The following is a 13,009-nucleotide window of genomic DNA, read 5'->3' as shown; positions in this document are numbered from 1 at the left end:
AATGGCACGAAAAAACCTGGATCATTTAACATTAAAAAAAGATAAATCGTCTGCAATAAAATTTAGGCACGAAGGCTTTGCCGCGGGCATAGCACCCAATTTACGCGGGCCGTATACTACTATGTATGTCCGCAGGCCGTGGACCATAAGGCAATATGCCGGATTTTCTACGGCAGAAGAAAGCAATGTTTTTTACAGGAGAAATTTGGAAGCCGGCCAAAAAGGACTTTCAGTTGCCTTTGACCTAGTCACTCACAGGGGATATGATTCTGATCACGAGAGAGTCCAGGGAGATGTAGGCAAAGCAGGAGTAGCGGTGGACTCCGTAGAAGATATGAAAATCCTGTTTAACCGGATTCCCTTAGATGAAATATCGGTTTCTATGACTATGAACGGAGCGGTATTACCCATCTTGGCATTCTATATTGTTGCCGCAGAAGAACAAGGAGTACAAAAAGAAGCGCTCTCAGGTACTATCCAAAATGATATTTTAAAAGAATTTATGGTTCGTAATACCTATATCTATCCTCCTGCACCTTCTATGAGAATCATCGCTGATATTTTTAAATTTACGAGCAACCACATGCCAAAATTTAATTCAATTTCTATTTCGGGTTATCACATGCAGGAAGCAGGCGCCACTCCGGAAATTGAATTGGCCTATACTTTGGCAAACGGATTGGCATATGTTGAAAAAGGATTGGAGGCCGGTATAGATATAGATCGTTTTGCACCTCGTCTGTCTTTCTTCTGGGCCATTGGCATGGACCACTTTAAAGAAATAGCAAAATTAAGAGCCGGAAGAATGTTGTGGGCAAAACTAATGAAGCAATTTCATCCTAAAAACCCAAAATCTTTAGCTTTAAGAACTCATTGCCAAACCAGTGGCTGGAGTTTGACCGAACAAGATCCTTTTAATAATGTTGCCAGAACGACCATAGAAGCCATGGCTGCCGTCTTTGGAGGCACACAAAGTTTGCATACCAATGCACTGGACGAAGCCATTGCTTTACCTACGGATTTTTCAGCGAGAATTGCAAGAAACACTCAAATCTATTTACAACAGGAAACAGCTATTACAAAAACCGTAGACCCATGGGGCGGTAGTTATCATGTGGAAAAATTGACCGAAGAAATTGCCAATAACGCATGGGAACTAATCCTGGAGATTGATGAATTAGGTGGGATGATTAAGGCCATCGAAAAAGGTATTCCAAAAATGAGAATTGAAGAAGCCGCTGCAAAAAAACAAGCAAAAATAGATAGCGGACAAGACATCATTGTTGGAGTAAATAAATACCAATTAAAAGAAGAAGACCCATTACATATCCTGGAAATAGATAATGAAGCCGTACGAAATGCTCAAATAGCACGGCTACATAAGCTAAAAGGAAACAGGAACCCGGAAAAAGTGAAGCAATCCTTGCACAATTTAACTGCTTGTGCAACATCAGGTGATGGAAATTTATTAGATTTGGCAATACAAGCAGCCAGAGAAAGAGCCACTTTAGGCGAGATTTCCAACGCCTTGGAAGCTGTATTCGGAAGGCATAAAGCCATCCATAAAACCATATCCGGCGTGTATAGCAGAGAAATAAAAGATGATAAGCTATTCAAAGAAGCCTCTGAACTGGCAGATATGTTTGCCCGGTTAGAAGGCAGAAGGCCCCGCATTATGATTGCCAAACTGGGGCAGGACGGGCATGACAGAGGAGCAAAAGTAGTGGCTACAGGCTATGCGGATTTAGGTTTTGACGTAGACATCGGCCCCCTGTTTCAAACACCGCAGGAAGCAGCAAAACAGGCTGTAGAAAATGATGTACATATTTTAGGGATTTCCTCCCTGACAGCAGGCCATAAAACCTTAGTCCCTCAATTAATAAAAGAGCTTAAAAATTACGGTAGAGAAGATATTATGGTGATTGTCGGAGGTGTGATTCCTCCCCAAGATTATCAATTCCTATTTGATGCCGGTGCTATGGGTGTATTTGGACCCGGAACCAAGATTGCACAAACTGCTATTGATTTGATTCGCATTTTAATTGATTCCATAGCAGATGCTTAGTATTCATTTTAGGAGACCTTTGCCAAAATAGTGATATATTCCGTATTGAAATTGATTTGACTTCAAATTTCTTCCTTCTCGAAAAAATAATGTAAAACCGGATCAAGCAAAAAAGTTGTGGGGAAGACTTGAATAAAAATTTTATCATTTCAGATTTTTTTTTAAATGAATACCCATTAAATAACTGTTTATTAAGTTTTTAAACTCTATTGAATGATGCTTTTGCGATTGACTCAACTTAAATGTTTTCAATAATATCTTTAAAATCCCACAAGTTTTCGGATTGATCCGTAAAACCTCGTTAAATGAGTCAAATTTATAAGGTTTTTTTACCTCTAAAAAGTATCTCGTTCCGACGTTTAATACGTAAATTTGCAATACTTTTTAAAAGTTCAGTTTTCGGATGAAAAAAATCTTAGATATACTCTATTCCACCCGTTTAATGGCTGTATTATTTCTCTTATTTGCTGCCACAATGGGAATCGCTACTTTTATAGAAAACGACTACGGAACACAGACCGCTAAAGTCTTGGTATACAATACCTGGTGGTTTGAAGCCATTCTGGCTTTCTTTATGATTAATTTTTTTGGAAATATCTTCAGATATCGTTTGCTTAGAAAAGAGAAATGGCCTGTTTTAATGTTTCACCTGTCTTTTATATTCATCATTCTAGGAGCAGGCATCACCAGATATATTAGTTATGAAGGTATTATGTTGATTAACGAAGGAGAAACTACTGATGAATTTCTTTCGGAAACCACCTATGTAAATATAGTTGTTGATAATAGTAAACTACAAAAAGCATATCATCCTAAAATACTATTATCTGCCTGGGGTAAAAATAACTGGAAGTATAGCGATGAATTTAAAGACACTCCTTTTCATGTTGCGCTAACAAAATACCTCCCTTGGGTAAAAGAAGAATTCATAGAAGATGAAACCGGCAAGGAACATCTTTACCTGATAGAATCATTGGGAGGGAGCCGTCATGAACATTATATTGAAAAGGGAACAATAGAAAATATTCACGGAATCTTAATCGGGTATGATGTACCAAATACTCATGCAAATATTACCATTAGAAAGGTAAACGACACGCTTAAAATTCTGAGTAAAAGCTCCGGGAGTTTTCAGGTGATGGCCACCCGGGAAAAAGGTATGGTTACCAAAGACAGTTTACAAATCTTCCGGTTGCGATCTTTATACAACATAGACGGGTTGCCTTTTGTCATTCCCCAACCTCCTTTAAAAGGTTCAAAGCAAAAAATAAGCGGCCCTAAAGATGATAAAAAATTTGATCAAATCAGCCTGGACATCTCAATAGGCGATGAGACCAAATCTCTTGACCTGATAGGAGGAAAATTTAACTATGACGGGGTGCAACAAATACGCGTGGGCGGATTGAATTTCAGAATGTGGTATGGTTCCAGAGTTTTCAAGACTCCGTTTAGTATCAAATTAAATGATTTTCAACTTGAGAAATATCCGGGTTCCGAAAGCGCACTTTCTTATGCCAGTGAAATTACGGTTATTGATGAAAAAGAAACTTTTGACTATCGTATTTATATGAATCATATCCTGGACCAAAAAGGATATAAGTTTTTTCAATCAAGCTACGATTTATCCGGTCCTGTGGAACAAACACATCTATCGGTCAATCATGATTTTTGGGGAACTCTGGTTACCTACATAGGGTATTCTTTCTTATATACTGGTCTTATTTGTATGTTATTCGCAAAACACACTCGTTTTGATATGCTTAAAAAAACACTGGCCAAAATCAAAAAAAAGAAAGCAGCCCTTCCTGTTATACTATTTGCTTTTACAGGAGTTGCAACTGCCCAGGAACATTCAAATCACGCTCGGCAAAGCTTTACCAACCGGCAAATAGATTCTATTTTAAAAGCCAACATCGTTGATATAAAACACGCGGAAGAATTTAATACATTAGTCGTACAAGATGGCGGACGGATGAAACCTTTGCATACATTTTCTTCCGAGTTGGTTCGGAAAGTCAGTCAATCAGAAACATTTAAAGGCATGCAGCCAAGCCAGGTGGTGCTCTCCATCTTAGAAAATCCAAGGTTTTGGTTTTATGTACCCATTATTTATTTAGAAAGGGGAAATACAAAAATCAGGATGCTTTTGAATCTGGAAAAAGATGCGAAATATGCCAGCTTAGCGGATTTTTTCACTCCGGACGGGGCCTCAAAAATAGGGAAGCAAATACAAGAAGCTCAAAAGAAAAAAATACAAAACAAATTTGAAAAAGATCTTATAAAAATTGACCGAAGAGTGGGATTGCTATATCGGGCAATCGGAGGAAGCATTTTTAAATTCTATCCTATACCCGGTAATGAGAACAATACTTGGGTTTCTCAGTTAGAGTTAAATACTTCTAATTTCAAAGTCAAAGATTCTTCTTTTGTGAAACAGATACTCCCTGTTTACCTGCAACTACTGCAAACAGCAAAACAGACCAAAAATTATACACAAGCAACAAAGGTATTAAGAGGTATTAAAAATTTTCAAAAAAAATACGGAGCGGCCGTATATCCGTCAGACAGAAAAATTGATATGGAAATTCGATATAATAAAACCAGGGTTTTTGTGCAACTTTCCAAGTATTATGGTTTTGTGAGCCTGTTCCTTATCTTTTTTGTCATCTTTCAAATATTTAATAACTACCGATGGGTACATTATCTTGTAAAAGCCCTTATTGGTATAGTGATAGGATTATTCATAGTACATATTTTAGGGCTTGGCAACAGGTGGTACATCAGCGGAAATGCCCCCTGGAGCAATGCCTATGAGTCTATTATTTATGTAGCTTTTGCAGTAATGTTGTTTGGGTTGTATATGGGCAAAAAATCATCTTTAACCATAGCTGCCGCTACTTTTTTAGCTGCTATCATTCTGGCTTTTGCACATCAAAACTGGTTAGATCCTGAAATTGCAAGCCTACAGCCTGTTTTGATTTCCTGGTGGTTATTGGTACACGTATCTATTATTGTTGCGAGCTATGGCCCGTTTGCTCTGGCTATGATTTTAGGAATATTATCACTACTCTTAATGATTTTTACGAACGAAAAAAATAAAGAAAAACTAAGGTTGAATATTAAAGAGTTGACTGTTATTAATGAAATGTCAATGACGGTAGGATTGGTGATGCTAACTATCGGAAACTTTCTGGGAGGCATGTGGGCCAATGAAAGTTGGGGGCGCTACTGGGGTTGGGATCCTAAAGAAACCTGGGCATTGATCTCCATTATGGTATATGCCTTTGTCTTACATATGCGGTTGATCCCGGGATTGAGAAGTAGTTATACATTTAACCTATGGTCTGTTATCGTTTTTGCTTCCATTATGATGACCTATTTTGGAGTAAATTTCTATTTGTCCGGTTTACATTCTTATGCCAGTGGTGATAAAGTAATTACTCCTTCTTCTGTGTACTACTCCATAGGCTTTGTATGTATCATTGGGATTTTTGCCTGGTTTAAAAACAAAAAATATTATAGTTAAGAACCCAATGACCAAGTAGGTCTACCCCCGGTAATGATTAGGATTATACCTTGCCCAACTGTGAGGAGACAAACAGAAAACAGAGGGGATTTTAATATTTTCTTTCCCATTGATGTATTCGTTCTTTAACCTGTTCGTGTGTATAAAATAACCCAATTCTATTTCTTTCTCAGAGGCTTCCAGTTCTTTATTAGAGGCCTTTGCAAAATTGATTTGGCAAAAAAGTTCGACACCCGAAGAAAATTTTAAACCGGAATAACCCATTGGTTTTGAGGATTTAAAATTTTCGAGAAGGAAGAAATTTGAAGCCAAATCAATTTCAATACGGAATATATCACTATTTTGCAAAGGTTTCTTATATTGTTCATTACTAATACGTTTAGATAATTCTGCTTCCTGATAACTTTCTACTAATGCTTTTACCATTTTCAGAAGTCTTGTATCTGTCGTATTTATATACTCTTTTACTATACTTCTCAAATCTATCGTTGTTGCCATAACAATTTCTTTTTTCTTATGGGTAATGCACAATTTTTGTTTCATACTCCTAAATCACTTGTGAAGGTTTTTACTCAAGGGCAAACAAGAATACTTGGAAATAAGGATTCCTTTTTTATCTTTCATTTAAAAGTTTAAAAGAATTCTAATTGAAAAATGTATTTTTGTGTATTCTAAAAATAACATATGTTTCATAAAAATATAAAATTAGTTTTAGCAATATTGGCATTTTCCTGGTCTGTGTATGAATTTTCCCAAGGTCATATTATGAATGGGATTTCTATCGTACTATTGGCAGGAATTTTTATACTTCTGTATTTTAAAAATGAGTTTATTTTACTTGCTTTTTTACAATTGAGAAAACAAAATTTTGCAGGTGCTCAAAAATGGTTGGCATATATCAAAAATCCGACAACTTCCCTGACTAAAAAACAAGAAGGATATTATAACTATTTGCATGGGATCATGTTGAGTCAAACCAATATCACTCAGGCTGAAAAATATTTGCGTAAAGCGATTCGTTTGGGATTATCTATGAATCATGATTTGGCTATGGCAAAATTGCAGTTAGCAGGAATTGCAATGACCAAAAGGCGCAAACGTGAGGCAATGAACCTGATGACCGAGGCTAAAAAACTGGATAAACATGGTATGCTAAAAGAGCAGATGCAAATGCTTAAACAGCAAATGAAGAAAATATAAACATCTTACCACACCTAACTGTGTTTTTTAAATGCATATTAAAGAGTCTTGAATTAAAGGATTAAAAGATTGAAAAGTCAGAAGATTTTCAAAATGTTCTTATGCATTCTTCTTAAATATATATTAGATTACTATACATCACTTATTATCTAATTCTGGTAGTTGTTAAATCCGGGTTATATTGTATGATAAATATCCCATTATTATCAGATGTAGTAAAGAGTTCTTTACTAAATTCAAATTTGCTTTCTAATCGATAAGAGGTTCCTTTTTGAAAGGTCTCTTTCAGGTCGTCTCCGGATGCTAAACGTGCTAAAATATCATAGGTAATATCAAAACCTTTGGTAGCATAATAAGAAGGGTAGGTATGGTTTTTTTCCTGGTATTTCTTATTAAAAACGTTAGCCGCCACAGAAGTGTCATCTGCAAAAATATCAGAAGTAAACGTAAATCCTAATTTTGCTAATTTCGTATTGTCTATTTTATCATAAGTAGTAGATTTATCACATGCGAAAATCTTAACAACCGTATCTTCAGGCAATATTTGCATTTCCGGTTCATTACTGTTTTTCTTTTTTTCTTTTTTATTGTCGTCTTCGTTTTCCTCTCCGTTTTCTTCTTCCGTTGGTAAACTAATCAAACTATTAATAGCATCAGAGGCAATTGCGCTTTTATGAGTTGCTAAAATCACCCAGTTTTCTACTTCTGCTTTTAACGCATTAATTATATAATCTTTACGAATAAAACCATTTGTAGCATGTATGATCTTGGCTTCCGTAATGGAATCATTTTTTAAAAGAACAGATTGTATCTCATCTGCTTTTTTTATAGATGTGGCCGTACTATCTCCAATAATTAAAATATTCTCATTACTGTAAACAGCATCAATATGTGCCAACATTATTTTTTGATGCACTTCTTTATCTGCATATGTTTTGATGAGTCCGGAAGATGCAAAACCCTCTTGATTTTTTGAATAAACCGGAAATATCGCCTCTGTTCTTACTTTACTAGCAAGAATCATTGCTTCGTCAGAATACATAGGACCAATGATTACATCATTTTCATCCAAGTCATTTTCATTAATAATATCTCTGATTTTCGAATTCTTTTTCCCTGTATCAAATAGAGACACCTCTATAGCTACCCCTTGATTTCGAAGAGAATCGATTGCAATTTCCGCTCCCAGGTAGAAATCTGTGGTAATATTTGCTAATCGGTTAACACCAAATATATCTTTTGCAGCAATCGTATCAAATTCAACAGCTTTAAATGGCAGTAACATTGCAAGTTTTAGCGATATACCTTCCCTGACAGTATCCTTATAAAATACTATTTCATTCTCCTCAACAGGTTTTATTTTTAAAACCATACCTAATTTTAGATCTTCAGTAACTAATTCCGGGTTCAGTTTATTTAACGTATTCTCGGAAACATTATAACGTCGGGTTAAGTTATAGTAGGTATCTCCTTTTTTGACCGTATGTGTTAAATACTCTTTCTCTAACTCGCCCATATTGAGCTTTAAAGAATCCAAAACAACCTGTGCTATTTTCAGGGTATCTTTGGGGGGGGGGGCTATAAAATCTTTATTCGGAATGATAATGATGGTATTCGGGCTTGGTTTTCTCCCTACGTCAGGGTTTAAACGCAATAAGTCCCGGGTCTTCATATCTAACCTCTTAGCAATGACTTTCATGGTTTCTCCTTTCTTAACCGTATAAGAAATGTACTTTTTTTGCTGGCCGCAAGAGGCAGCTATTGCAAAAACCAGAAAAGCAATAAGTATTTTAATTCCTTTCATATTTTATTCCCATTCAATAGTAGCCGGAGGTTTAGAGCTAATGTCATATACTACTCTATTTACACCTTTTACCTTATTTATAATATTATTTGTTATTTTTTGTAAAAATTCATACGGTAAATGCACCCAATCTGCCGTCATTCCATCTGTACTTTCTACGGCACGTAAAGCTACTACTTTTTCATACGTTCTCTCGTCTCCCATCACTCCTACTGAGTCTACAGGCAACAGAATAGCTCCGGCCTGCCAAATAGTATCATACAATCTGCTCTCTTTCAATCCGTCTATAAACAGAGCATCTACTTCTTGTAAAATGCTCACTTTTTCTGCTGTTACTTCTCCTAAAATCCGAATAGCCAGTCCCGGTCCCGGAAAAGGATGGCGTCCTAACAATTTTTTATTCATATTCATTGATGCTCCCACTCTTCTTACTTCATCTTTAAAAATCATTCGCAAAGGCTCTACAATCTTCAATTTCATAAAGTCAGGCAGCCCTCCTACATTATGATGGCTTTTAATCGTAGCCGATGGCCCTCCGTTTACAGATACAGATTCGATTACATCAGGATAAATAGTTCCTTGTGCCAGCCATTTAACATTTTGTATTTGATGAGCTTCATCATCAAAAACGTCTATAAATGTATTTCCAATGGCTTTCCGTTTTTCTTCCGGATCTTTTAACCCGATAAGTGCTTTCATAAACCGTGCCGATGCATCTACCCCTTTAACGTTTAATCCCATGCCTTCGTATTGCTTCAAGACATTTTCAAATTCATTTTTTCTAAGCAGTCCGTTGTTTACGAAAACGCAATATACATTTTTGCCGATGGCTTTATGCAATAAAACAGCAGCTACACTGGAATCCACTCCCCCCGATAATCCTAAAACCACCTTATCATTCCCCAATTTTTCTCTTAAATTTGCTATGGTTGTTTCAACAAAAGAAGCGGGTGTCCACGACTGTGCAGTTCCTGCAATAGTCACTAAAAAATTTTTTAAAAACTGCTTACCGTGAATTGTATGATATACCTCCGGGTGAAATTGAATACCATAGGTCTGCTCCCCTTCAATTCTATATGCTGCATTTTCGACATCAGCAGTACTCGCCAGACGAACAGCATTAGCGGGTAATTCTTTAATCGTATCCGAATGACTCATCCATACTTGGCTCCCTTCCGTAATACCTTCAAAAAAGGGTTCGCTATTTTCAATAAATGATATATTGGCCCTACCATATTCTCTTGTAACCGAAGGAGTGACTTTCCCTCCAAAAAAATGTGACAGATATTGTGCCCCGTAACAAATTCCCAATAAAGGTTGTCTGCCTCGTATCTTTGACAAATCTATATGCGGTGCGTTTTCGGATCTTACCGAAAAAGGACTTCCGGATAGAATAATTGCTTTGTAATCGCTGCTATTTCCGGATAATGTATGGTAAGGATGTATTTCACAATAGATATTTAACTCTCTTACTTTTCTTGCAATCAATTGCGTATATTGCGATCCAAAATCTAAAATAAGTACCTTATCTTGTTGCATGTGTAAAAATAATATATTGATTTCAAATTACGAATATCAACCATTAGATTTTTTAAATGACGCTATCTCATATCATTTTCCATTTGTCGATAATTTATCATCATTGAACTGTAATAAGACATATTTCGGCTTTTTCCGAAGTTGAGCTGTAAGTTCTTATTTTATTTTTACATCAGTTAAAGGGGTTTAACTACGTTTCATTAAGTTTTGGTTGATTAGAAAATCGTCTGTAAAAGCTATTTACGGGCGATTTTCATTTTCTGAGACCTTTGCAAAATTGGCTTGGCAAAAAAGTTCGACGCCCGAAGAAAATTTTGAACCGGAGTAACCTGTTGGTTTTGAGGATTTAAAATTTTCGAGAAAGAAGAAATTTCAAGCCAAATCAATTTCAATACAGAATATACACTAACGGCAAAAGGTCTCTTTCTCTTACTTTAATTTTGAATGTTTGTTTAGAGGCCTATATAATTTAAAGTAAGAAAGTTCCAAGTTTTTGAGTACACTAGCACCATTTATCACTTAAAATGACCGGTATAAGAAAACAATATTATTGTTTGAGTAACGTAAGTAAAACCATTTAAAACAAACTGTGGATTGAAACCATATAAAAGATCTCTTAGAGATAATATTATCTCTAAGAAATCAAAACTATATTTTTCAAAGTTATTATAATTTTACTTATAACCTGACCTGATGATGGGTTGTCCTTTATTTAAAACCCTGATCCCGGAGGATCTGCACTTGCTGCCTGGGCTTTCTTAGGGCTTAATAATATATAGGTCCCTATCGCTGTCAATGCAGCATACTTACCATAATTCCCCAATTTAGAGAGAGCTGCCTTACGTGTTATCTTATCTTGTTGTTCTGTTTCTGTTCTTTTCATTATAATCTTCTTATAGTTATTCTATCCAAGTATTATTATTCTATTATAATTTTCTTCGTAAACCTGCCCTGCTCTGACTCAACCTCAGTAATATAAATGCCTGTACCCAAACTATCTGGTAATGCAATATCATTTATACGTAGTGCAGTAAAACGATGATTAAATACCTCTCTACCGGTAATCGTATACATTCTAAGTGATGCCTCTCCAACAGCGTCCAGACCGGTAATTCTAAGGTTTGTAGCATCTGTCTTATACATACTAATACTATTTGACAATGACAAATCTTCCACATCTAATACACTCTGAGTCGTATGAAGGTAAAAACGTCCTATACCGTTCTCCGTTTCCGTTAGCGTTACCTCATACGACGAACCGTCATCTATCCGGGTTACTTCATTTGTTAACGAATCCTCTATATACACATAAATTCCTACAGGTAAATTAGACGATACTGCACTAAACGTTAAAGTCTCTCCGGTACCTGCATTTACAGATAATGGAACTACCATAGTTTCATAATTACTGTCCGGTAAACACTGCAACATAAAATCTGTGCCCGTACTATCCGATACCAAATGTGTACTAATAGAGAAACTATCTCCTGGTCCACCGTCAAAAGTTCCTGCATCATACCCTATATCCAATCCCGTTGTAGTATGGCTAAAATATTTAATTGTCGTCATTTTAGTAGCACTACCATTAGACAACTCTAATTCTATAACTGGCATAGTATCAACACTCCTGCTAAAATTATCCGTACCACTCTGGTGGCTTTGAAAAGATTCAGTAAATGTAAACATCTCACTGTCGTCTATTGTCTTTACCATAAAAGCCTGACCCGGTGCCAAATAAAATGCACTACCAGACGCATGATTATAAGCCACATAGGCCGGAGTCGATAACGAACTGTCCCATACATATAAAGCAGCACGATTAGTATCTAATCTACCTATATTCTGTTGTAAAACATTATTTGTCAAAACCGCACTATTGTTACCAGGCAAAAACGAAGGGTACGGATTCCCTATACAAAACCAATAATCAATCCCCGTAGTAGTAGACATTAAAGTTGCGGATACATCTGTAACGGCCATAGTGCCTGTAAAGGTAAAATTACCTGCAGATCCTCTACTGGTAGAATAACCAACACCATTTGTAAAATTACCTGCACCAGGTGCATTGGTAGTAGTATAATATTCCCAACGCGTAACTGGATTAGCATTATTATAGATAGCAACCGCATAATTAGCACCATTTGTCCGAACACTATTACTAGCATTGGTTACAAAACTATTTATACTTTGGCTCTGAACTGGTGGAGATACTAAATACCAATCATTCGCAACGGCACCTCCAGTAGGAATATTACGCTCATATGTAATATCTCCTGTAGCGGTACCTGTAACTATTAACGAACCGCTTGCTGTAGCATTCGATTGAATTGTCAGACTGCACGACGCATTCACCGTAAGGTTACCGCCTACATGTACATAATTTCCCGCTGAAACCGTCACCGATCCGCCGGAACCAACAGACATTTGCTGCCCCTGAATTACCCCAAATATCCCGGACACCAGTAAAGAGATAACGCCTCTAATTATTTTTCTCATAAATTTATCTTTTATCTATAATTTAATATTACCATGCAATATTAATTATTTTTATCCAATTCTCCAAATAAAAATTTGAAACTGTAAAAATTTCTTCCCAATCAGATTTTTAGCACTAAGCATACGTAAAAAAATAGTGTATACCAAAAATAACAGTAGCCACCTCTTTTTCAATAAATAAAAACCTAAGGCTCTAAAACTTTAGGTATTTTTTATAAGTTCTAATGTATCATCGGGAACTCATTTAAACTTTTTGGATGTAAGCGAAAATTAGAAGTTTTTAGATATGTTGAAAGCTTTTTTGAGTTGCATAGCAGCGCTACGGAAGGAAAAAAAGATAAAAACAGAGCTAAAAACAGCAATTTTTTAGCAAATTGAA

General features: G+C 36.1%; 7 protein-coding genes. 3 read left to right on the top strand and 4 right to left on the bottom strand.

Translation table 11 applies throughout. The features are described from left to right. Position 1 precedes the first annotated feature (1 nt). The gene (gene scpA / locus GKR88_17635) at positions 2-2,065 is read left to right on the top strand and encodes a methylmalonyl-CoA mutase (protein ID QMU65916.1); all 2,064 of its coding nucleotides are present in this window, start codon (positions 2-4) and stop codon (positions 2,063-2,065) included. A 403-nt stretch (positions 2,066-2,468) separates the two neighbouring features. Then, positions 2,469-5,591: a cytochrome C biogenesis protein gene (locus GKR88_17630; protein QMU65915.1), complete on the top strand. Its 3,123-nt coding sequence runs from the start codon at positions 2,469-2,471 to the stop codon at positions 5,589-5,591. Positions 5,592-5,612: 21 nt separating this feature from the next. Here GKR88_17630 and GKR88_17625 read toward each other — a convergent pair whose 3' ends face one another. Beyond that, positions 5,613-6,089, bottom strand: coding sequence for a hypothetical protein (locus tag GKR88_17625; GenBank protein QMU65914.1), 477 nt, complete (start codon positions 6,087-6,089; stop codon positions 5,613-5,615). Between the two features lie 186 nt (positions 6,090-6,275). On the opposite strand from GKR88_17625, the gene GKR88_17620 reads away from it, so the two are divergent. After that, a complete protein-coding gene (locus tag GKR88_17620) occupies positions 6,276-6,791 on the top strand; it encodes a DUF2892 domain-containing protein (protein QMU65913.1) in 516 nt (171 codons plus the stop codon). 145 nt (positions 6,792-6,936) lie between these two features. Here the strand turns inward: GKR88_17620 and GKR88_17615 are convergent, their stop codons facing one another. From GKR88_17615 to GKR88_17605, 3 genes are all read right to left on the bottom strand, one after another. Next, positions 6,937-8,595 (bottom strand): LysM peptidoglycan-binding domain-containing protein, encoded by a 1,659-nt coding sequence (locus GKR88_17615; protein QMU65912.1) that lies wholly within the window; start codon positions 8,593-8,595, stop codon positions 6,937-6,939. A gap of 3 nt (positions 8,596-8,598) precedes the next feature. After that, positions 8,599-10,134: a glutamine-hydrolyzing GMP synthase gene (gene guaA, locus GKR88_17610; protein QMU65911.1), complete on the bottom strand. Its 1,536-nt coding sequence runs from the start codon at positions 10,132-10,134 to the stop codon at positions 8,599-8,601. Positions 10,135-11,052: 918 nt separating this feature from the next. Beyond that, the gene (locus tag GKR88_17605; protein ID QMU65910.1) at positions 11,053-12,630 is read right to left on the bottom strand and encodes a T9SS type A sorting domain-containing protein; all 1,578 of its coding nucleotides are present in this window, start codon (positions 12,628-12,630) and stop codon (positions 11,053-11,055) included. Positions 12,631-13,009: the final 379 nt, after the last annotated feature.

The organism is Flavobacteriaceae bacterium (assembly GCA_014075215.1).
Classification (GTDB): domain Bacteria; phylum Bacteroidota; class Bacteroidia; order Flavobacteriales; family Flavobacteriaceae; genus Polaribacter.
Note: the sequence above shows the minus strand (reverse complement) of the source record. Positions and strands in the feature narration are given on the sequence as shown.

Coding starts and splice junctions, on each gene's coding strand:
- scpA (QMU65916.1), top strand. CDS start 2: ATGGCACGAAAAAACCTGGATCATTTAACATTAAAAAAAGATAAATCG.
- GKR88_17630 (QMU65915.1), top strand. CDS start 2,469: ATGAAAAAAATCTTAGATATACTCTATTCCACCCGTTTAATGGCTGTA.
- GKR88_17625 (QMU65914.1), bottom strand. CDS start 6,089: ATGGCAACAACGATAGATTTGAGAAGTATAGTAAAAGAGTATATAAAT.
- GKR88_17620 (QMU65913.1), top strand. CDS start 6,276: ATGTTTCATAAAAATATAAAATTAGTTTTAGCAATATTGGCATTTTCC.
- GKR88_17615 (QMU65912.1), bottom strand. CDS start 8,595: ATGAAAGGAATTAAAATACTTATTGCTTTTCTGGTTTTTGCAATAGCT.
- guaA (QMU65911.1), bottom strand. CDS start 10,134: ATGCAACAAGATAAGGTACTTATTTTAGATTTTGGATCGCAATATACG.
- GKR88_17605 (QMU65910.1), bottom strand. CDS start 12,630: ATGAGAAAAATAATTAGAGGCGTTATCTCTTTACTGGTGTCCGGGATA.